The 23,871-nt window shown below is 47.9% G+C and carries 14 protein-coding genes; all 14 read right to left on the bottom strand.

Going from position 1 to position 23,871, the window contains the following annotated elements; all coding sequences use genetic code 11:
* Nucleotides 1-37: 37 nt before the first annotated feature.
* Nucleotides 38-2,797 (bottom strand): alpha-L-rhamnosidase, encoded by a 2,760-nt coding sequence (locus tag BLS44_RS02710; protein ID WP_176954286.1) that lies wholly within the window; start codon nucleotides 2,795-2,797, stop codon nucleotides 38-40.
* A gap of 39 nt (nucleotides 2,798-2,836) precedes the next feature.
* Nucleotides 2,837-4,615 carry a hypothetical protein gene (locus BLS44_RS02705; protein ID WP_090388455.1) on the bottom strand — a complete coding sequence of 593 codons (1,779 nt, stop codon included), beginning with the start codon at nucleotides 4,613-4,615 and terminating at the stop codon, nucleotides 2,837-2,839.
* A gap of 19 nt (nucleotides 4,616-4,634) precedes the next feature.
* Nucleotides 4,635-5,573: a hypothetical protein gene (locus BLS44_RS02700; protein WP_090388454.1), complete on the bottom strand. Its 939-nt coding sequence runs from the start codon at nucleotides 5,571-5,573 to the stop codon at nucleotides 4,635-4,637.
* A 24-nt stretch (nucleotides 5,574-5,597) separates the two neighbouring features.
* On the bottom strand, nucleotides 5,598-8,321 hold the full coding sequence (locus BLS44_RS02695; protein WP_090388453.1) for an alpha-L-rhamnosidase: 2,724 nt from the start codon (nucleotides 8,319-8,321) through the stop codon (nucleotides 5,598-5,600).
* Between the two features lie 12 nt (nucleotides 8,322-8,333).
* A complete protein-coding gene (locus tag BLS44_RS02690; protein ID WP_218127676.1) occupies nucleotides 8,334-10,100 on the bottom strand; it encodes a RagB/SusD family nutrient uptake outer membrane protein in 1,767 nt (588 codons plus the stop codon).
* A 26-nt stretch (nucleotides 10,101-10,126) separates the two neighbouring features.
* The gene (locus tag BLS44_RS02685) at nucleotides 10,127-13,072 is read right to left on the bottom strand and encodes a SusC/RagA family TonB-linked outer membrane protein (protein WP_090388452.1); all 2,946 of its coding nucleotides are present in this window, start codon (nucleotides 13,070-13,072) and stop codon (nucleotides 10,127-10,129) included.
* Nucleotides 13,073-13,113: 41 nt separating this feature from the next.
* Complete coding sequence (locus tag BLS44_RS02680) at nucleotides 13,114-14,925, bottom strand: RagB/SusD family nutrient uptake outer membrane protein (protein WP_090388451.1); 1,812 nt, start codon at nucleotides 14,923-14,925, stop codon at nucleotides 13,114-13,116.
* 20 nt (nucleotides 14,926-14,945) lie between these two features.
* Nucleotides 14,946-18,134, bottom strand: coding sequence for a SusC/RagA family TonB-linked outer membrane protein (locus BLS44_RS02675; RefSeq protein WP_090388450.1), 3,189 nt, complete (start codon nucleotides 18,132-18,134; stop codon nucleotides 14,946-14,948).
* Between the two features lie 508 nt (nucleotides 18,135-18,642).
* Complete coding sequence (locus BLS44_RS02670) at nucleotides 18,643-19,215, bottom strand: hypothetical protein (RefSeq protein ID WP_143019637.1); 573 nt, start codon at nucleotides 19,213-19,215, stop codon at nucleotides 18,643-18,645.
* Between the two features lie 9 nt (nucleotides 19,216-19,224).
* Nucleotides 19,225-19,953, bottom strand: coding sequence for a hypothetical protein (locus BLS44_RS02665; protein ID WP_143019636.1), 729 nt, complete (start codon nucleotides 19,951-19,953; stop codon nucleotides 19,225-19,227).
* Nucleotides 19,954-19,964: 11 nt separating this feature from the next.
* Nucleotides 19,965-20,300, bottom strand: a complete 336-nt coding sequence (locus BLS44_RS02660) for a hypothetical protein (protein WP_090388447.1) — start codon at nucleotides 20,298-20,300, stop codon at nucleotides 19,965-19,967.
* Nucleotides 20,301-20,780: 480 nt separating this feature from the next.
* On the bottom strand, nucleotides 20,781-22,163 hold the full coding sequence (locus tag BLS44_RS02655; RefSeq protein ID WP_090388446.1) for a c-type cytochrome domain-containing protein: 1,383 nt from the start codon (nucleotides 22,161-22,163) through the stop codon (nucleotides 20,781-20,783).
* A gap of 12 nt (nucleotides 22,164-22,175) precedes the next feature.
* Nucleotides 22,176-22,376, bottom strand: coding sequence for a hypothetical protein (locus BLS44_RS02650; RefSeq protein WP_176954285.1), 201 nt, complete (start codon nucleotides 22,374-22,376; stop codon nucleotides 22,176-22,178).
* A 25-nt stretch (nucleotides 22,377-22,401) separates the two neighbouring features.
* Nucleotides 22,402-23,871: a DUF1501 domain-containing protein gene (locus BLS44_RS02645; protein ID WP_090388445.1), complete on the bottom strand. Its 1,470-nt coding sequence runs from the start codon at nucleotides 23,869-23,871 to the stop codon at nucleotides 22,402-22,404.

Below are 23,871 nucleotides of genomic sequence, written 5' to 3'. Positions count from 1 at the left end.
CTCATCGGCAGGCATAAACGCCCCCACATCCAGGCTCCTAATTTTTCTGCAACCGTACCCTGAAATGATAGGTACCCGAACCCATTTCCACCAACAGCCGGTTTTGCTCCATTCCCCTAATCACCAGCTCTTTCCTGTCCCGGACAGGCTTTCCCCCTTCATCAATCACTCCCGCATCCTGTACCGGAAAATACAGCGCCGCTGTGCTATTGGGCGGAATGGTCACCTGCCATATCAGTTCCTTTTTATCCTTTTTCCAGTGGCTCTTTATAAGGCCATACCTGGATTGGTAGCTGGCATTTACATCATCCAGGCCTTCAGGAAACAGCGGGTTCATGATCACTTTTTTAAATGCCGTTTCCGCATCATCCGATTTTATTCCTGCAAGATACTCGTAATACCACACCAGCAGATCGCCCAATAACATCTGGTGGTTCCAGGAGTTCATCAGCGGATCGGCCGTATTGCCGTTCCAGAGTTCCCAGATTGTAGTAGCACCATGTGCGACCATATAGCCCCAGCTGGGATAACTGCGATTGGTAGCAATGGTATAGGCCAGATCCGGCCGGCCATAATCGCTCAGGCCCCGCATCAACCACATCATGCCCATAATGCCGGAGTTGACGTGATTGTTGTTTGTTTTGATCCCCTTTACAATTTCATCAAAAACGCCGGGTCGCTTTTCTTCCGGCACCAATCCAAAAGTAAGCGGCAGGAGGTTTGCGGTTATCGTATTATTAGCATAGTATCCCTTTTGCGGGTTAAAGAACTTTTGATTAAAAGCCCTCTTCATTTTTTCACGCAGTCCGGCGAACCAGACCACATCCTCCGATAAACTTTGAAGTGCAGCAAACTTTTCCATCAGCGTTGCACAGTAATAATAATAGGCCGCTCCTACCAGGCCCCCATCCGTGGTCCGCTTCGGATCATTGGTCCAGATGGCATCCGACCCTTCGTCCGGGGCCACACACCAATCACCATAAGTGTCTTTTAATACCAGGTCATCCTTTTGGTAGGTGTTCCACATATACAGCATCCATTTCTTCATGTAAGGATAATACTCCCGGAAGGTTTTATCGCCAAACTGTTTGCGCAGCATTTCCGGGATAATGATGAAAGCACTGGGATATGTAACATTGTCCGTATGCTGCAGCCAGTAGCCCGGTACAATGTCCGGAAGGCTTCCATTTTCTGACTGGGCCGCTTTTGCATCGGTCATCCATTTATGATAGAAACGGGCATTATCGAACAGGAAACTTTCGCCATAGGAGCTCATCAGCCGGTCGCCCAGCCAGGCCACCCGCTCGTCCCGCTGCGGACAATCCGTAGGGATACCCCTGTAATTGCCCCGGATGGTCCACCAGGCATTGTGATAAATCTGGTTAATGGTGGAATCGGAAGTTTCAAAATGCCCGATCGACGGTACATGGTCATATACCACTTTACCGGTAAAATCATCAAGCGAGGGTTTCGATGACAGTCCGGATATTTCTACATAACGGAACCCATGATAGGTAAACCGGGGTTCCCAGGATTCCACATCGCCTCCCTTTAAAACGTAGGTATCAGTTACCTGTGCATCGCGCAGGTTGGCAAGGTATAGGGTATCTTTATTTTTAAGCCGCTCCGCAAATACCAGGCGCACCGTATCGTTCTGCCGGCCTTTTACTTTTAGCTGCAGCCACCCCACCATATTCTGCCCCATATCCAGGATATAAGAACCTTTAGATGTACGATGAACCGATCTGGGTTTCACGGTGTCATTGATCCGGATATTCTCATTCCCCTGTGCAAAAAGAGCTCCACCCGGGGCATCCATTGGGTCCGCCTGCCGCCATCCGGCATCATCAAATCCCGCCTGATCCCATCCGGAAAGTTCCATACGGGCATCATAGGTTTCTCCATCGTATTCATTGTTGGCACGGATGGGCCCCTGATCCGTTACTTTCCAGGAAGGATCGGAAACAATATCTGTTGTTGTTCCATCGGCAAACGTAACGCGGATCTGTAACAGCAGGCGGGGAAAACCATAATTCACCTGTTTAATACCCGTAATGGGACTGGGTTTACCCCCAAAATCGCGCAGGTTAAAATAACGTCCGTTTCCTAATATAACCCCGATGGCATTTCTTCCCGTTTTCCACTGGCCGGTAATATCATAACTTGTATAAGGAACCCGTTTGCTATAATCCGTTAACGTAGGGCTCAATACATCCTGACTTATTTTATTACCGTTAATATACAGTTCACCTAAGCCCAGTCCACTGATGTAGGCCGTAACCCGCTTTACCGGTTTCGTGGTTGTCGTTTCTTTTCTCAGATACCGTGCCGCCAAACGGGTTCTTGTTTGCGAAGGTGCATCTGTTACGGAAAATGTATCCAGCCCGATCCACTTTGCCTTCCACTCCAGTGTATCCAGCAAGGCCATGCGCCAGTGCTCCACATCGCTCACTGCAGCATCTCCCCGATTGGTCCATACGGTTACCTGCCAGTAATAGTCTTCATCACTCTTAAGGCCTGCCCCTTTAAAAACAACATCCAGGCTTTGCGCCGATGGCACTCTGCCACTATGCCAGATATTACCGTTGCCCTGCTTCAGCAGTTCCGGGGAACTGGCAACTTTTATCTCGTAGGCAACCTGTTTCACTCCTTTTTCTTTACCTGCCTGCAGCTGCCAGCTCAACCTTGGCTCCGGCGTTTGCACGCCGACAAAGGCGCTCCGGCCTTCAACCTTAAGCTGCTGTACTTTTAGCTGTTGTTTTGTTGTACCGCAAGAGAGCAGAATCAGCAGTAACAAGCAGCAACAATTCCTGTATCGATGCATAATCATTTACAATTAATTTAAAGAATACAAATAGGCCAGTCTCCCGATAGGGGCACTATCGCCGGTTATATAATAGTCCATAATATCGGCATTGCGCGTTACATTGTCCGCTACTTTTATTCCAACCGTTCCGTGATGATTCAATTTAAGCATGCGCAGCGGGATGGATACCTGCATATGGTTCCCCCATATATGCATACGGGCTTTCCCGGTATCCGACCACCGGCCGCTGCCGACAGAACGTTCAACAGAGGTGGTTCCGCCCGTGCCAGGCCTGCGATTGACAATATAGCTGAAGCCCCCGAAATCCTGCTCATGATGACCTGTACTGAGCAATATATTCATCCAGTTCCGGTCGGTTACGTTATAAGCCGTAACCGGCAAGGCCGTTTCTACAAGAATATAGAGGTTTTTTTTATCGTTGGTTACTTTAATGCTGACAATATCATTCCGGGCACTGCTGTCCCAATAGTGAACAGAAGGTGCAAAACCGGCGAAATTTCTTGGAATTGCGTCTCCCCGGAAATCCTGAAACCATGCAGCTGCTTTATTCCATTGGTGCAGCGTCGTATCAAGGATCCGGATCCTGGTCTTATTACCGCCTCCCCCCCGCTCTTTATAGTTGTACTTAAACTTACGGATATTGGCAATAGTCTGCAGATAGAAATCATCTCCGTATCCATCCTTCATCATTTCAATATCCCTGGAGAATGCTTCATTAAAGGCATCTACAAAAAAGATTCCTTTTTCGTTCTTCATTTTTATAGCGACCCATTCATTCCACCCAGTAATAAACACATTGTTGACCCGTTTTTCGTTCTTAAAAACCGTTTCCCATTGGCTTTGGTAATTTTTACCGGACCGGACGCCCGCAGTGGTATTCTTTTCTGCCAGCACATCATAGCCTCTGCCCTTGGTATGCAGCGTATCGGAGAACACGATGGTTGCCGGGCCATGCTGTGCCACGGAAACAGAAATAACACCTCCTTTATGGATCCGCTGCGGATAATCCCAGCTGATCCAGGGAAAAGCGGCTTTATTATAGATCCCCGTCGGCCATTGCGCCTCCCGCACATCGAAATATTGCTCCAGGTCCTTTGATACCACATCCTTAAAGTTGCCCGACAGCGTTTGATCCGAAGCCTTCCGGTTATGCTCCGTGATGCCAATGATCAGGGGCTTTCCGCCGGGGCTATACCAGCAAGACTCGTGCTTTCCGGACGCGTAAAACCGTTTATAAATATGGGACACTGTGGTTCCGGAAGCAGAGTTGGTATAAAAAGCAATTTTGGGTACCGGCCATCCCTGGCTCCGGAAAAAAGAAAGCCGGTCCAGCAGCGTTGTTACTACTTCGGGATAATAAAAACTATTGGTGGCATCCAGCATCAGATAATCGATACCCGCCATCGTCAGCAACTCAATATGCCGGGTAATGACCCAGGGATCGGCGCTATTGTAATAACCGTATAACGGTTCGCCCCAAAAATGATATTGGCCCAGGGGGCTATGCCTGCTGTCATCGGCCCGGTACAGAGCTTCCGGGTTTGTTTGCAGCAGTTGAGAAATATTATAGATTCCCTTTTGCCCACCCGGATGCTGCCCCAGCCAGGTAAAGTAAAACAGCCCTACGTCATGGGTGCCTTCTTTTTTCTCAGGCATCCCGGCTACAGGTTGTGCAGATGCAGTTGTGTGTGCCACCGTATATGCACCGCCCTCCGGTGTTTTATCCGCGCTGTCCTTATCCGGAGCCGGTGTCCCCCATACACTCATCAATATAAACAAACTGATCATACTACACAAAATGCATCAACTATTTATCCTCCATAATCCGCATCGCGTTTATATAATAAAACCCGAAAGCATTGTTATTATTTTCTCCGGCGGTTATGGTAAGCAGGATATCCCCGCCTGCATCCGGCTGCACGCCCCCGGCACAAACAATATTATTTACATTACCGGATGCATTGAGCCTTGCTACGGCCTGGTTACTGCCGGTAATGGTGTATTGGGTCTCCCTGTTATCACCCACGCCCATCCTCGACGCGTAAAAACAATACCGATATTTTTTAGTTTTGTCCATCCCGCTGAACCGGATAACGCTTTCAGTAGCCACAACCCCCGAAAATTCTGCTTTTGCATTGCCATAATAGCCATCGAAGGAAACTTCATCGGGCATTTTCAACTCCGTATCGGTATTGGTAGCGCCGCTTGCCCCCCGCAGGTTGAAACGCTTTTCTACTTTCAGGGCGATGCCGGTATTACGGCCTGTTTGTGTATGCAGATCGGGTATAAACCCGTCAATACGCATATTGTCTTTTACACTGTTCCATTCCGCACCTGCGGCCCCATCGCCGAAATTGATCAATATAGAGGGCGGGGGTTCTACAACAATCGTGCAAACCTGCTCCAGCCCCCCTCCATACTTTGCACTAAGCCGCACTTTTGTACTGCCTATTTTACGCCCGGTGACCGTTACGGTAAAGTCTTTGTTCATATAAACCGAAGCAATAGCCGGGTCATCGGAGGTCCAGCTGTATTTCCCCGCAGGGATCGTCACTTCCCCATCATCAAAGATGGGTTTGATCGTTGTGGTTGTTCCCTGCTCCATAATTGCCTCCGACCGGTCCAGCGCCAGCTTTTTTTCCTGCGGGCCATTCTGCGCCGGCTTATCTTTTTTACAGGAACCTGCTACTGTTAAAAGAACAGCCAGCACTCCCAACAGGTAACCTGTCTTAAAAATTGTATTCATAAAACTCCGTTCATTTGTTTTTAATTATTGAACCGAAATAAATGCATAGCTCCCGGAGGTCACTTCAAAAACGGCTCGGCCTTCTTCCCTGCGCAGAAACCGCAGGTGCGTATTCTCACTATAAGGCCTTCCATTGACCATGATCTGCCCGGATTTTCCTGATGGCACATATACTTCTGCGACGCTGTTTGCAGGAATGCTCAGGTTTAACAGGATGCGTCCTTTTTCCTGCTTCCATCCGCTGCGGATCACTCCTTTTACCGAATGAAACGATCCATTGCAGCTTTCCAGATCTTTGGGAAAACGGGGCCTGATGATAAAGCGTTCAAAGCCTGGGGAATTTTCGTTGGGAAGGATGCCCAGCAGGTACTTGTAAAACCAGGATCCCACCGACCCCATCATCGGATGGTTGTGAGAGTTCATTGAACTCCCGGTCTGGTATTCCCAACGCTCCCAGAGCGTGGTGGCGCCCTTTTCCAGCATGTACCCCCAGCTGGGATAAGTAGTTTGTGTGGCGATGCTATATGCCACATCCATCTGACCACGTTCACTTAGTACTTCCAGCAGATATTTGGTACAAATATTTCCCGTGGTGAGATGATAACCCTGTGCTTTTACATCCTTTACCAGGTTTTGGAGGGTACGTTCCTGTTGCTCACTATTACCCATTTTCAGGAATAATGCAAAAGCATTACAAGCCTGGTTATTGGAGCCATACCCCCCTGTGGAAGCATTCCAGAAGCGGTCATGAAAGGCGATCGCAGTAGCTTTCGCCAGCGATGAATAACTCCAGGCATCTCCGGTACGACCGGTAATGGTTGCCATTCGTTCCATCAGCTTTGCGTAATAATACAGGAAACCGGTAGACATCAGCGCGCCGGGTGTATTTTTTGAGACCGCACCATAGCCCACCCCGGAAACGCCCAGCTCAGCCGGCGGCGACCAATCTCCATAATAACTATATTCAAGAATACCGTCTTTTGTTTGTGATTGCAAAAAGTTTACCCAGGCTTTAAACCCCGCATAATGTTTTTCGATAATGGTCCTGTTCCCGTAATATTCATAACATTTCAATGCCAGCAATAAATAACTGATAGAAACCGGATCAGCCGGTCGTCCCCCAACTTTATAGGGAGCGGTATCCCCTATACGTCCCTCTTCATCCTGCCCATCACTGATATCATCTAAATATTTTGGATAAAAGCGCGACATATCAAAATTGTAGATCGCCTGATCTATCCGAACAGTCATATCATTGAGCCAGCCCATGCGTTCATCCCGCTGCGGGCAATCCGTAGGAATGCTGTGCAGGTTGCTGGCTTCTGTACGCTTCACCATTTGATGAATTGCATTGAGCAATTTACTGGAACTGGTAAAGCTCCCCGTTTCCGCCACATCGGAGCGCACGCGTTTTATGCTGAAATCAGTGCGTTTGGGAGTATAGGGCAATCCCTCTATCTGTATATACCGGAATCCGTGATAGGTAAAGGAGGGTTCCCACATTTCTTCTTTACCGGCACCTTTTGCAATGTATACATCCGTTGCCCGCGCTGTGCGGAGGTTTTCCTGGTTTACGCTTCCGTCCGGGTTGAGGGTCTCAGCAAATTTCATTACAATTCCGGTACCTGCTTTTGCCCGTGTTCTCAGCTCCAGCCAACCGGCCAGGTTTTGCCCCGCATCCAGGACCTGCACGCCCGGTCTTACTTCCTTCACTGAAACCGGATGAAACGCTTCTACCACCCGGATAGGCTCCTGGTGCTGGGCTACCATTTTTCCACCGGGCGGCTCTACAGTTAACGCATATCCCCATTCCTGATTGGGTAAACCTTTGATAATCGTATCAGAAGGAATATCCCACTGCTCAAATTTTTCAAGGCGTGCATCGTATTGCTCACCATCCAGCACCCCCGCGCTTACCACGGGCCCTAATGTAACCCTCCGAATCTCTGTGGAAGAGAACTGCTGAACGCTGCCATCGGTATAACGGATATCCGCTTGCAACCTCAACTTTGGCATACCATACCAGCCGGGGGCCACTGCAATCAACAGCACATTCTGTTTATGTAACTGCGCCGTTATATCATAGGTGCTGTAATATACACGCTTTGCATAATCACTGTTGGCAGGGTCCAGCACCTGGTTGCCTACTTTATGCCCGTTGAGCCGGACCGTGTTATAACCGATACCAGCCAGATAAATGCGCGCCTGCGCCACCGGCTTTGCGCAGTCAAATACATGCCGGAAATAAAGCACTTTTCCCGGCCAGCCAAAGGAATATCCTACCCAATCGCCGGTCCACGCTTTAGGGTCCAGCAGTCCTGTTTCAAAAAAAGATATGGGGCTCCACCGGCTGGCCGGAGCCCCCCCCATCCGTACCTGCACTTTCCAAAAATAACGGGTGCGGCTTTTCAGCGCACGGCCACTATATAAAATGCCTGTGGACTGCGCAGAGAGAATTTGCTTGCTGTCCCACATATTGGCATCGTCATTACTCAGTCTTATACTATCATCTGAAACGAGCACCCGGTAGGACTCCTGCCGGGCTCCCGGCTGCACAGATGTAATCATCCAGCTGAACTGCGGTCGGGCAATATCCATCCCCACCGGCCGGTCTGCATATTCGGTTTTCAGTCCTGTTATCGCCGGGCTGCCCTGAGCCCGGGCATTTCTTGTGAAAAAACAGCACAGCAGCAGGCAACTTATAAGACAACCGCGCAAAAATCCGTTATACCCCATCTGTTGATCCATTTTTACTCTGTTTTACCATCCGGGATTTTGCCAGTTATCACCAGTAATCTTTTGCAACTTGGTGACTTCATTTGCCGGAAGGGGGAAGATAAGATATTTGTCTGCAAACGCCGCCCGGTCATTTTTAACCAGGAACCGCTGGTACGTGAACCCACCACTCCCATTGGCAACCGGACGCATACCGGTAACCACTTTACCATTATCGTTCAGGATTTTCCAGCGCCTAAGGTCATAAAAACGGTGTTCCTCCCAGGCTAATTCTATCCTGCGCTCATTCCGTATCCGCAAACGCATGGCTTCTTTTGAAAGGGCCTGAGGAAGAGCTGGCATCCCGGCACGTATCCGAACGGCGTTAACAGCATCTATAGCCTCCTGCGGAGCGCTGCCGGAAGCTGCTTCATTGGCTGCCTCCGCAAAATTCAGGTATAACTCTGCCAAACGGTACAGCTTGAAGAAACCATCGTTGTTGGAATTCCGGTCGGAAGTAAAGTTGGAAAATTTGCGCAGGTAATATCCTGTACGTGTATTGCGGATATCGGTAGCCGATATAGGCGCATTCCCGTTCGCATCCATCGTTACCTTGCTACCGGCACTACCCAGGTTAAATGCAGCCCCATGATAGTAAATGCTAGCCCGGAGCCTCGGATCCCGTTTGGCAAAGGGGTCTGCAGGATTATAAAGTGTATTGGCTGAATTGTAATTGGGTTGCAGGTGATCATTATCCAAATAGGGTCGCGCCGGATCCAATACGGGCTGCCCATCGATAGTTTCAAATGCATCTACCAGCTCCTGGGAAGGATTATCCCCCGAAGAAACGATGCCGGCGGTAAAGGGCAGGCCGTTGTAGTTGTATACCTGCAGGCGCTGGTTCAACTCAAATATGGTTTCTTTATCCCGCACCCGGTTTACATCCGAACGGGTGCGGAAGTAAATATCAAAAGCATCATACCCGTTCGTAACCGGCGGTGTTACATCATAGAGTTTAAAACCATTTTGAAGGCAGATCGTTAATGCCTCCCTCGTGTAGCCCGCCGCCATCTCCCAGGTTACCGAACCATCATTCCATAAAGGACTCGCCGCATAAAGCGCAGCCTGCGATTTCAAAACAGCAGCAACGGCCTTATAAAACATACCCCGCTGAAATTCCGTTTCTCCCTGTATCCAGCCCATGGCAGCATCCGGAACGTTTTTTAACACATCATCACACTCCTCAATGATGAACAACGCTACTTCTGAAAAGGAAGGTCGCTTTTCGCCCGAATAATCATAATTAACCGGAAGTGGCTTTGTATAAACAGGAACTCCCCCATAGCGCTTTATTAACTGCAGGTAATAAAAGGCACGCAACAACCGGGCCTGGGCTTTATATCCGGCACGTATGGTCTGACTGGCAACAGCAGCAGAATCAATATTTTCCAGGAAAACATTACAGTAGCGGATCCCTTCAAAATTACCGGTCCACCAGTTGGTGTTATTGGAATTCCCGCTCTCAACAGGGTTGAAAAACGGAGTTAATAACCCACGGTGCCATTGCTGTTCCATGCTATTATTAATCTCCGAAGCCTGGTAGGCTTCATCGCTGTAACCGGCCAGAAAGCCGCCCCCCGCATAGGAACTGCCATAGGGCTGAATTTTTGTATAACAAAGATTCAGGTATCCCGCCGTTTTTTTATAACTATCAAACACTTCTTCATAAGATACCCTTCCATCTGCATACTCCGGCATCTTGGTACAGGAGGCCAATAAATAAACCGCAAGCAGGGCGTGAAAGTATTTCATATACGTTCTATTCATGATTGTCTGCATTAAAATTGAATATTTAATCCCAAATTATAGGTCCTGTAAACCGGGTAGGAAGCGAAGGCGTTTCCCTCAGGGTCCAGTCCGTCAAATTTGGATTTGTGGAAGGTGAGCAGGTTCTGTCCGCTCCCAAAGAGGCGCAGGTTCGTTGCGCTTGATTTGCCGAAAATATGAGTAAAAGTGTACCCGATCTCCACGGTCTTTAACCGCATATAATCAAGCCGGTTTACAAAAAAATCATTGACGCGGGTACTTGATGAAGACTGGGTAGAAAGAGCGGGATACCCGATCTCCTCGTTGTTCGCGTAGCGCTCCGGGGTCCAGGCCGTCCGGTGTATGGGAAAATAGGTTCCACGCCCGTTATTATCCATCACTCCAATGCCCTGCAGGTAAGCACTGGTGCGGCCAGCGCCTTGAAGCAGTAGATAAAAATCCAATTTTTTATAGTTGAAACCCGCTGACACTCCATATGACAGTTCGGGAATGGAGGTAAAGCCCATTGGTGCCATATCTTTTTCATCTACAGTACCATCCCCGTTCAGATCCTGGTAGATAAAATCTCCCGGGCGGGGCTGCGCCCCGGAATACACGGGCTTCCGGTCGGTAATTTCCTGTGGACTATTGAAGTAACCGTTCCCATTACTGTAGTCGATCCGGTAACCAAAAGGTTGCCCGATCGGATAGCCCGTTGACCTGTACGGATAATTGTAACCACTACCCGACAGATCCAGCTCTCCCAGATCAACCACTTTACTTTTATTATACAGGATATTTCCTGAAAGAAACAGTTTCCAGTCCTTATTCAATACTTTATCGAATCGAACGTCGGCTTCCAACCCTTTATTCACAATTAAACCGGTATTGATATAAGGAAAAGCAGCTGGAGGAACGCCCTGCATAGAAGGCACCATATTACTCTGGACGGAAATATTTTTCTGCGCCTGCCGGAAGGCATCCAGCCGAAGTGTGAACATTTTCAGCAATTCCACATCGAGCCCTAAATTCAGCTGCTGCTGTTTTTCCCAGGTAGCAAAGGGGTTGGCGATATTATTCTCCTGGATCAGGCTACCAATATACAGGCCCGCAATGGGCCCTCCCGAAGTGGCTGTTATATTATCCATATAAGAAAAACGGGGATTGGGCAGCTGGTCATTACCGGTTAAACCAAAGGAGCCGCGTAGCTTTAGAAAGCCGATCCACTGCGCCGCCGGCTTCATAAAGTGTTCCTCTGAAGCGATCCATGCTGCAGAAACTGCAGGGAAGAGCCCCGCCCTTCTCCCGGGAGCAAACTGGTCTGAACCTGTATACCCGGCTACAAACTGCGCGATATAACGCGCTTTATACATATACCGCACCTTTCCAGACAGAGACAACCGGTCATACGGAATGACTGTTTGAATCGACATCCCGCTTGTGTATACAGGCACATAGTTCTGTGCAAAATAATTTACAAACCCTTCCACTGTATGATCGGTATTGAAGACGCGCTGGTAATTCAGCATCCCATTAAAATTAAGGAAATAGCCGAACAGGGAATTCCGCCCCATCCCCAGTGGCGTTTCCGTATTTTCCCCGTAAGGCTTGTAGATAATGCTGTCTCTGCCATCTGCCGTTTGCGCAACACCATCCCGGATAAACCGGGGATAATCCTTTGTGCCGGAGCGCGTGCCATAGTACTTGGTTTCAAATGCCATATAACCGGATGCGCTTAAGCCCTGTGTAATAAACTTCAGATCCAGGTTTACCCCCAGCGTTCCATGGTAATCAGTAATCATTTCTCTCAGGTACCCGCTTTTATTAATGGCTCCATAAGGAGGGTTATTATTGTAAAGTGTGGCGATCACGTCCCCTTCGGGTGCTAACGGGCCGTTTTCTGTAGGCGGCATTGTGAGTATATTCTGTAAGATGCTGCTCATACTTGTAGTTGGCCGGTTTCTCCGGTCAATATTTACAGACTGGTACAAAAACGCGCTTAAATTTTCCAGTATTTTCATTTCCACATTTGCCCTTACGGTAAACCGCTGCAATGCATACTCGGGATTATACCGCTCCTGCTTTACGGTACGCAACAGTGATCCCTGGCGCAGGTAACCCGCATTTAAAAAATAATTAACTCTTTGGCCGGCGCTACCCACCGAAACATTGTACCGGTCTAACACCGCCTGGTCTTTCATAAAAAGCCCGTACCAGTTATTATCCGGATAGACCTCCCTGTTAGCCGCAGGATCCTTAAATTTTTCAATATCCGCTTTTGTGAAAGGCAGCGCATTAAAGAGGCCATCATTCATATAAGCCTGGTTGCGGAGTGTGGCATATTCCCAGGAAGGGAGTATGGTGGGACCCGAAACCGCCTGCTGCACCCCATGGTTCACGGATGCCGTAATTAAATTATCGCTAAGGCCCCGTCCCTTCTTTGTGGTGATCAGCAATACACCATTAGAAGCCTGGTATCCGTAAATCGCCGTCTCCGCTGCATCCTTTAAAACGGTAACGGATGCTATTTCCTGCGGGTTGATCACACTGATATCCAGCAATGGTGAAGGCACCCCATCTAAAACGATAAGCGGATTGCTTCCATTGACGGTGCTGCGCCCTCTTATATAGAGGGAAACGCCATCTGCATAAGGTTGCTGAGTACCTTGTTTTACAATAACCCCGGGCAGTCTTCCTGCCAGGGCAGATGCCAGGCCCGGCGCCGGTGTTTTGACGATTTCATCGCCCTGTACACCGGCAACAGCGCCCGTTATATATTTTTCCGGGCTGAACTTTAATACAGGCAACGGCAGTATTTCCCCGGAAGTATCTGTATTGCTTAATTCCACTACCGGTATCGTATCCTGCATGGTGCGGGGCAAATTACCGGCAGCAGCGCTGGCTGTGCCTGCCTGTAGAAGTGTGCCGGTAAATAGTGCAATAAAACCTGTACGTATCTTATGTGTTGTCATTTCCATTTTTATCTTATTATCATTTGCAAATGAGCTGCATCAACAGATTACCAGCCTTTATTTTGCCATACTTCTCCCGTTGCTGCTTCCAGCTTGATCACTTCCTTCTGGGGAATGGGATAGAAATGCCATTTCTTCTGGTAGTTGGATTTACTGGGCGCTCCGTTTCCGGGTCCCAGTACAAAGCGCTCGTATTTAAAGGAACCGTCCGTATTTTTGGTAATCCGCATACCGGTAACAAACTTTTCTTCTTTCATATCCTGGTCCCGGGGTGTCCAGCGGCGTACGTCGAAATAGCGTGCCTCTTCGTAGGCCAGTTCTACTCTTCGTTCACTTCTTACGATACGGCGGGCTTCTTCTGCAGAAGCGGCTACTTTATCCACCGCGGGCGCAAAGCCGGCACGACGGCGGATCTTATTTACGTAATCCATAGCTTCCTGCACCCTACCCGTTTCCGCCGCGCATTCCGCCAGATCGAGGAAAGAGCGTCCCAGCCGGAAGAAGCGGGGTTTACCATCTGCAAAACGAAACACAGCCGGCCAGTAAAGTGTGAAGTATGATTTACGTGAATAATAGCCCGTATGGGTATGCTTGGCATTGTTTAAATTCAACCCACAGTTCCCCCCCACAAAGGTTTCAATAGGAGCAATATTGTCAGAACCATAACCCGCAACAATATAGGTACTGCCATTATAAAAAGTAGACGCATAAAAACGGGGATCTCTTCCCTCGTAAGGCTTTTGGGGATCATATCCCGATCCGGGCAGATAGTTGGGCTGTAAGTGCTGCTCATCCAGATAGGGTTTTACCGGATCCAGTACAGGCTTGCCGGTAGCCGCCATGTCATAAGCGTCAATCAGCTCCTGTGTAGGCACATTACCGGCAAAGGAGCCTCCTAAAATAGGTAATGTTTGTATGTCAAAAAAGTCCATCGACGCCCTGAAGTTTTCCATGATGGTCTCTTTATCATTAGGCGTAGCCGAATAATCGGGATTCTGCGCAAAATACTCCTGGTATGCACTGGAATAATTGCCCCCTACCTGGTAGTCGGTATAAAGCTGATAGCCATTTTGCTCCAGCAACGCTACGCTTTCTTTATTGACCTGGTAGGCCCATTCCCATAAATTTTCTCCGTTGTTATTGGCCGGACTGGCCGCATAAAGGGCTGCCTGGCCGCGCAAAGCAGCGGCGATCCCCTTCGTCATCCGTTTCTGCTGATTGCCATCGATCAGGCGCCAGGGCAGGTTCTGAGAAGCAAGGGCAACATCACAATCCGCTACAATCTGGCGGCAAATATCGGCATAGGAGGCCTTTTTAATTTTTGAATAGTCGTCTCCCACCTGCATTACAGATGTGGTTAGTGGAACAGGGCCATACCATTTGATCAGCTCCATATAAAAAAAGGCCCGCAGCAAATGGGCTTCTGCCGTCCACCATTCCCTTTCCTTCTCTGACTCCACTTTTGCCTGGCCTATATTCTGTAAGAAAAGATTGATCCTTCTTATCTGCTTAAAATAGGAAGCCCAATAATCGCCATCCCAGGGAAACCCCAGCACTCCAGTCATTTCAAGGCTGTTATTGGCCGCAGTGACGCTGCCGTTATAAGCATCTGCCAGGGGACCATCGGTTCTTGTATACCACGATTCATCAGAAAGCCCCACAGGGTTATTCGCAAAAAAGAAATAATTGAGCCCCTTCAACGGCAGGTTATCAAAACAGGTATTGAACATGGCTTTCACTTTTTCTTTGTCCTGAAATACATCGTCGTAAGATATTCTCCCATCAGGCGTGGCATCTAAAGCTTTCTTACAGGAAATAAGGCAGCAAAGACTCATTACAATAAATACAGCGCGCATCATTTGTTCAGTATTTAAACGAATTAGTTAAAATTGATATTAACACCCAGGTTATAATTTTTCATCAGTGGGTACACAAATCCATTGGCCTGCTCAGGATCAAAGCTGTCCATTTTCAAACGATCCCATGTAAGCAGGTTGGTGGCATTTACATACACGCGTACGCTCCTGGCAAAACGCTTTGTAAAGGGCTGTGGGAGAGTATAGCCCAGCACCACATTGCGCAGGCGCAAATAGGAAGTATTCATAATATAGTAATCGTTAGCGATATGGCTGGAGGAAGCGGTAGTGGCCAGACGGGGATGGTTAATGACCGCATGCTGCTGGTATCGCTCCGCCGACCACCGGTTTAGTTGCCAGGGATAGAAACTGGCAGAGCCCATTTCCTCAAAAACCCCGGGGCCTTCATAATATTTTGAGGACCGGCTCACCCCCTGCATCAACAGGGAACAATCAAAGTTCTTATACTGAATATCCACCTGCATTCCATAGGATATATTGGGCAGGTTGGCCTGACCGATGGGTACCATATCTTTTTCATCGATAATGCCATCTCCATTCTGATCCGTATAAATAAAATCACCGGGCTTTGGTGTACCCACTAAATAGTTCAGGCCTGACTTGGTGATATCTTCCTGGCTGTTAAAAAATCCCGAGCCATCTTTCCCTTTGGCCGGATCAACGGAGCGGTCTATACGATAGCCCCACTGCTGACCCAACGAAAACCCTTCAATACGTTTGCGGTACACATAATCTTCACCTCTCAATGGTTCATCATAAAAGAGCACCTTATTTTTATTATAACTAAAATTGACACTGGTATTCAATGAAAAATCTTTGGTAACGGGCTTCTTATATCCTAATAAAAATTCCATCCCCCTGTTATCAATTTCCCCCAGATTCAATACCGGCAATACGTCCTGAGGCAGGCCCAGTACATCGGGCACGGTCTGAGGCCTTAACAGGATTCCTGTTCTGTTTTCCTGGTAAAAGTCTGCGGTGAATGACAACCCGTTTACAAAAGACAGGTCCATGCCCGCATTCTGCTTCTTTGCACGCTCCCAGGTTATATCCGGGTTACCGATCATAACTTCATTAATCTTATTACCGGCACCGCCAAGCGTTGGCACGTCAGCTCCGTAAAGACCGGTGCCTCCTATTACGACGTTATCCAGGTAAAGGAACCTTGAAGCACCCAACAAATCATTACCCACAAAACCATAAGAGTAACGAAACTTCAAGTTGCTGATCGCGCGTACCTGTTTTAAAAAAGCCTCATTAGAAACCACCCAACCTCCTGATAAGGCAGGGAAGAAACCAAATCGCTTCTTTGGAGAAAATTGTTCAGAGCCATTATACCCGACATTGAACTCCAACAGATAACGGTTGTCATATCCGTAGGTTGCCCTGCCTGACAGACCTATGATATTAAAAGGCAGATACGGGGCTTCATAACCTGATCCTTCACCAGCTTCCCAATAATCCCGCTGGAACAGAACCAGGCCGCCTACTGCATGTTTTCCAAAATTCCTTGAATAATTAAACTGCCCCTGCAGGTTCACCCGTATAGAGCTTGCAGATGACTTGCTTAGCGACAGGGGATTATCTTCTGTTTCATTTCCACGGTTGACGACATACACCCTTCGGGGTTCGTTGTTCAGTGTAATATCCTGGTAATTGAATACCACATAATTTTTAGAAGCCGTCATCCGGGTAGAGCCGAGGGATGTAAGTGCAGCCGAAGCGCCAAATTTGAGCCCCGGGGTGATGGCATCCAGATTATAATCCAGCCCGAATTTTCCATCAAAACCGGAGCGGGTACCTAACGTGTATCCGCTTCGGTTCAGATCACCATAAGAAGAACCGGTGCCGTATTTATCTGCCACAATCCGGCCGGCAGACAGTGGCTGCAACTCGCTGTTCATATACACCGGAACGCCTTCTTTGGATAGCGGCCCTACATCGGTTGGCCTGCTTGTTAAGGCATTTACAAATAAGGTTGCAAAGCCAAATTGTCCGTTCAGCAGATTAGAATTGTTTACGCGTTCTATATCGCCCGAAAGGTTGGCATATAATTTTATGGCTTTTGTTACATCAAAATCAACGTTTGCCCTGAAGTTGTAGCGATTTACTTTGGTTTGCGCATCATATTTCAGATAAGATTCCGGTTCCACGTTGAATAAACCCGACTGCGTAAGATAGCCTACGCTGGCAAAGTACCGCAACCGTTCTGTACCTCCACTCAGATTCACATTGGTCCGGGACAACGGCGCGTATTTTCTAAACAAAATGGCTACCCAGTTATTATCCGGATACCAGTAAGAATCTGCTGGCTTCCCGGTCTTCCAGCTTTCATATTGGGCAATATCTGCGGCGCTGTACTCTGCAGGCATTCCATCATTAGCCAATGCTTCATTGCGCAAATGCACATACTCGTAAGAAGGCAGCCGGTCAGGCAGGTAAGCCATCTGTTGGAGGCTTTGTTCGGTAGAAGCGCTGACGGTCACTTTTCCGGCTTCTCCTCTTTTTGTAGTAATGATAATAACGCCGTTGGCACCGCGCACCCCAAAAACGGCTGTTGCCGATGCATCCTTAAGCACGCTTACGCTTGCAACAGAAAAGGGATCCAGCTGGCGTAGCCGGCTCATCTCCGCAAACACACCGTCAATCAATATCAGCGGGTTTACCCCGTTAGTCGTAGCCACACCCCTGAGATATAATGCCGCATCATCGTCACCGGGCATCCCGGTCCCCTGCACCACCGTAAGACCCGGAAGTAATCCCTTTAAAGACGCCCCGAAATCAGGTGATAATTGTTTTGTCAGCTCTGATCCGCTAATCGATGACACAGCACCTGTCAGCGTCATTTTTCTCTGTTTGCCATACCCGACAACAACAACTTCTTCAAGCCCCCTCCGATCTTCAGACATGACCACTTCGATCTCCCCTATGTCATTTAACAACAGCTCTTTATTTTTATACCCGGTATGAGAGAAGAGAAGGGTTTGCCCCGGCTTTGCCTCCAGCCGAAAGACCCCGTCTTTGTCGGTAAAGGTGCCCATGCTGCTGTTGTCTCTGATAGATACAGAGACGCCCTCAAGAGGCCCGTTAATATCCTTTACTGTTCCTTTGAGCCCCTGCCCCAATACAGCTCCGGGCGCTACAAACATTGTCAGAAATACAACGAAAAATATAACTATCTTTTTTTTCATATTACTACATTACTTTTGGAAGACTTCTTAATAAAGCATACCTGTTCAAGGACGCAGCGTCAGATACACGTGTATCCGCAGTGCTGCGCAGCAACCTTTTATTTTCATATTCGATTTAACGATGTATTCTTCCGCAATCGTTATTCACCATTTCAAAAATTAGTCCTGTTGATATCTGATGTGAATTTAGGGCGTTATTTTTTCTCCACTGACCTGCCTTATCCTGATCGCCTGCTTTTTTTTATGGCCTTGCTTCTAAAAGTTATGATTACGTTTATGGAACATTTCCCGAATGCGGCAATAATTTATTGAGTAAGCAGAAAATCAGCTTCCTCCCGGCTGAGCAGGCTATTGAAAGTAAAAGTCATATTCATACCTCCCGAGCATAGCATAACAACCGGCCTGAAGTGCTATCTAAAGTTGACGATATCACTCATAATGACGGCCTGATTTATGGCAACTGGAATCAAATTGTTTATCACTGCCCGAAATTTAAAAGAAGAGCCACTTAGAAGTACAACCTTGCTCTTATAAAGAGATATATAATCAGGGAGCTCCTCTGCATGAGCAATAGCATAGTATAGCATAAATACCTCACTTCGTAGTATAGCCCTAATACCAACAGGACAACGGATCTATTCCAGTAAGTGGCAACGGATCTGTTGTCTGCGTTCCGCATATGCCCTGCAACATATACATCGCCATTGCTCATGGTGACTGCCGTAGCAACCGCTTCTTTAGTCCCATTCGTTAGTCTTACAGCGGTGTCATTTTTCCAGTACACAGCCGCTGCTATAGCGCCTACGCTTTCGAACCCGGCAGCGTAACCATCTTTACCATTGACAACTAAGGAATAGACAGCAGCATCGGCAGTTCCGTTGGAGAGTAGCGTTTCTTCGTCGTTTTTCCAGTATTTGGCAATGAGCTTGCTGTTGCTGCCCAGCTCCCACCCGGCAGTGTACACTACGGTTTTTAATTCAATTGGAGGCTTACCCGCTCCACGGTCTTTGGAGCATGACATGAAGGCCCCAATCATTAACAGCGATGTGCCGGATAAAATATTACCGCAAATTGTTCTCATCTGATCGTTTTATTTACATTGATATTCGAGGGTATAAACCTTGATACCATTTACCGATACGGTGGTGATCTTTCCATCGCTGTCGAAGTTGTAATCGATCAGCGCGCTTCCATCGCCCTTAAACAGGTTTTTGTTCCGGATTATACTGCTGACGGGGAGTCCCGTATTGATTGTCCATGCCACGTTAAAATAATCGCCCTCCTGAAAAGGTTTGTCAAGATGATACTCCCTAAAAGAAACACCTGTTTCGCCCGACACCGAAACGAGGTTTCCATCGCTCCAGGCAATAGTTGACGCTATAGGCGTGGGATGGGTCGACGCCGGAAAGACGACAGTCTCTTTGGACAACTGTATTCCGTTATACTCATACACCGTGTTGTCCCAGCTGGAAGGGGCGCTCCTTCCCGGCGGATCGTAATACTCCCGTCTCATCCCATACACAAGCCCCTGGCTGTTACGCGCAAAAGTTGTTTTTCGAATTAATTTATCACCTGTATTGGTAGTAGTGGCAATAACAGAGCCACTGGTATAGTCAAAGCTGGTAGTAGTGTTCGTTATCCCATCCTTTATGATCCTGTAGCTTCCGTCTCCATTATAGGTAATGAGCACTTCTTTGCCACTTTCATTTATAATTTTACTAATGCGGCAACCGGCATCCGTTTTTTTTGTACCATTTTCTTTTTTACAGGCAATAAAACCAAGCGATAACACAACTATTGCCCAAACTGTATTTTTCATTTTCATTTCTTTTATTCACTTAGTTGTGTATACATTTCCTGTGAAAAATAGATCCGGAAAAGCGTTACCCAGTTCCGGTCTTTAAAGAGGGCCAGAAAAGGTATCTGAGAATCATAAAAAGGCTTTAGTATTACTACCTGGTTCAGTTGCCGCAAGAAAGTCTGCTCCAGTTCTCTCTTTAAAAGATCGGTATTTTCCGCATAGCCGTCTTTTTTTGTCAACATAAAATAGCAGGTAAGAATATCCGGAAAAAACCACGCTACTTCATTTAAACGAATATCCTCTGTAAGTGTTACGGGGCACTGTCCCGCAATAAAAGCAACAGCCTTCTTTACTTTCACTGTCATACACGCCGGTCAATTATTATTTTTAATCCGCCGGCACTAAGGTAGGCGCCATTTCAGCCTTAAAAAAGGATGAACCCGTATGCGGCAGCTTAATCCGGTGAGCGGTTTGCTTCAGTTTGTATCCGGTAATTTCCCATCCTTGTTGGTATTATGTTGTGGTCTGAGGCTGAGAGACGTATCAACAAACGGATGAGACGCTTCAGATATTAGCAGGATTTGCCGGTGTGCCATATTGGTTTTATCTACCTGTATTCATGCACTCTACATCAACAACAGTTTCGAAAAAAAATATTAAATCCGGGGCACTCCCCCAGGAGAAGCCCCAGCCAAACCCGTCGCTGTTAAAAGCAATTTTCTGCTGAGCATCGCTTAATGTTTTTCGCTAAACTATTAACAACAGAAGATGAAATGAACATCTCCTACGAAAAGCAGTATTGGTCATTGGCCTGAAAAACGATGGATTAAAAGGCAAAACTGCAGTTACTTCACTACAGACCTCCCCTTTAAGGCGCTGACCAATGCTTCCCCGCCCTGTGCGGTTAACGGGTTTTGCCATACGTTCAGCGTTCTTAAACCTGCCATTTTTTTAAACACTTCCAAACCTGCATCGGTAAGGTTGTTTTGCCCTATGTTTAACAACTCCAGTTGCTGCAATTCTGCCAATGGTTGTACCATCTCGCTGGTCAGGTTGCATTTCTGCAGTTCCAGCCGGTGCAGCCGGTTAAACCCGGAAATGATCTTTATTCCTTCGCCATTCAGCTGGCAGCCCGCCATATTTAACCGGTACACCTGTGGCGCCAGTGCAGAAAGCTGCTGCAGCAGCCGGGTAATTTCAGAAGCATCGGAATGCTGTTTCATAATAAAGGAAACTTCAAGCAAATTGCTATTTAACGCAACCGGGCTAATGAGCAGTCCGGATCCTGAAAGCGCCTGTGCGGCAGCCGCGTTGGCCACGGGCGCCGCCGGCAAAACAATTTCTTTATCGTTTTGTATGGCAATGCCCAGATAAGCTGCTATCAAATAGCGCTTTTTTTCGTCGGCTTTTTCCTGTGCTATATTCTTTTTTTCGTCGGCGCCGGAAAGGATCCATTGTTGTATCAGGCCGATCTCGACAGGCTTTAAGGGAGCGTTATCGAGCGGCATCATTTTTTTGCTGGCAGCAGGTAATGTTATACGGGCAAACAGTTCGCTTTTTTGGGGATCGCCTGCCACAACCGCCTTACCGCTTTTACCTCCTTCTGCAAGCCCCCTGGCCGAGCTAAGGTCCAGGTTCCCGCTCCGTTTATCCGGATTATGACAACCAATACATTTCTCCTTTAAAAGCGGCTGAATAATATCCCGGTAAACCACCACTGAATCTAAGGGCGGCGGAGGCTTTTCTTTTAGCATGGACGTTTCTGCCCCCAACAGCGACTGCAACGACCCGGGCATATAGCGGGTTAAATACCCGTTGCCGTGGGTAAGTATGCCGCCAAAATGCCCGCCAATGGTAATGAGGATAATACAAATGCCCAGCAACCAGCCGCTGAGCCGCAGTTTCCAGATATACCTGTCGGCTTTTTTGCCCCGCAGCCACCAGGCTGTAAAAAGGATAACGGTCATCGCGATGCCCGTCCATTTATGCACAGCAATTGTACGAGCGCTATAGCTGCCGTTTTGCGAAAGCAAATACCCCGATACTGCTGCCAGTACAGCGCTGATACCGCCCGCCAGCATCGCTACAGAAACGGCGCTGTTGAGTACGGTATTTTTTTTGTACGCCGATAAAATACTGAGCAATGCTGCAAACAATATAATACCGATGGGAAGGTGAATAAATAACGGATGAAACCGCCCTAAAAAATGAGCCCAGTCTGTAAGCATAAAACTATTTTTTTATACGCGTTCTAATTTTACAGGGTATGTTTTATCAGCATTCCATTGACATACATACAGATTTCCTTCATCGTCAATGCAAACATCGTGTCCATGATAAAAAATATTTCCTTCTGCAAATAAAGGCTGTAATTCGCCATTTTTATATTCGGGTATATTCCCCCCGGGGTTGGAGATACAACGGTTATTTTTATTTTTCATTTACTTTTTTTTAATCCTACCCCATCTATGCGATGATGCCCTGCACTACTTTGCCCGCTACATCTGTCAGGCGAAACGGTCTTCCTTCCGACTCATAAATCAGTTTTTCATGATCAATGCCCAGCAGGTACAAAAGCGTTGCCTGAAAATCGTGCACATGCACCGGGTCTTTTACAATATTATAGCCAAATTCATCGGTTTCGCCGTAACTCAGACCGGGCTGTATGCCTCCGCCTGCCATCCACATACTAAAGCTGGCCGGATGATGATCGCGGCCATAGTCATTCTTTGTTAGTTTTCCCTGCGAATAGTTGGTTCTGCCAAATTCTCCACCCCAAACTACCAGCGTGTCATCCAGCAGGCCCCTTTGTTTTAAGTCGGTTACGAGAGCTGCCGATGCCTGGTCCGTAGCCTTACATTGATTGGGTATGATCGCCGGTAAGCTGCCATGATTATCCCAGCCCTGATGGTATAACTGTACAAACTTTACATCTTTTTCCAACAGCCTCCTGGCCAGCAGGCAATTGGCGGCATAAGTCCCCGGTATGCGGGCATCTTCGCCATACAAATCGAACACCCAATCCGGTTCGTCCGACATATCAGTCAGCTCAGGCACAGAGGCCTGCATCCGGAAAGCCATTTCGTACTGGGCCAGGCGGTTATTGATTTCCGGATCGCCAAAGATCTTTAACTGCTCCTGGTTCAAATCCGTCAGAGCATCCAGCATCTGGCGGCGGTCGGCTGCTTTATACCCTTCGGGGTCTGTAAGGTACAGCACCGGGTCAGCGCCGGAGCGAAACTGTACGCCCTGATATTTGGAAGGCAGAAACCCATTTCCCCATAATCTTGCGTACAGGGGCTGATCTTTAGGAGCATTGTTAGATACCAAAACGATAAAGGCCGGCAGGTTTTCATTATCGGACCCCAGACCATAGCTGAGCCAGGAGCCGATACTCGGGCGGCCCGGCAGCTGGTTGCCGGTTTGCATAAAGGTAAGCGCCGGGTCGTGATTGATTTGTTCGGTGAACATAGACCTGATGATGCAGATATCATCGACGACACCGCCTATATGAGGCAGCAGCTCGCTGACCCAGGCTCCGCTTTGTCCTTTTTGTTCAAATTTAAAATGAGAGCCAGCCAGCGGCAATGAGGATTGATGGGCGCTCATGCCGGTAAGGCGCTGACCCTTTCGTACTGAATCGGGTAGCTCCTGTCCGTGCATTTTTTCTAACAGCGGTTTATAGTCAAATGTTTCAAACTGCGAAGGGCCACCGCTTTGACAGAGGTACACTACCCGGCGGGCCCGGGCGGCAAAATGCGGCCCACCCAAACTACCATTTCCGCTGATAACCGGCTTTATTATTTTTTTTGCCGTTTCGCCCTGGCCCCACATTAAGGAGCCCAAGGCTACGGCACCAAGCCCCATACCGGCTTTTTGTAAAAAAGACTTCCGGCTGATGTTATTAGCTATCAGTTGATGTAGTTCTTTGTTCAT

It is taken from the genome of Niabella drilacis, from assembly GCF_900101395.1.
GTDB classification, from domain to species: domain Bacteria; phylum Bacteroidota; class Bacteroidia; order Chitinophagales; family Chitinophagaceae; genus Niabella; species Niabella drilacis.
This window is presented reverse-complemented; position numbering and strand designations above follow the sequence as displayed.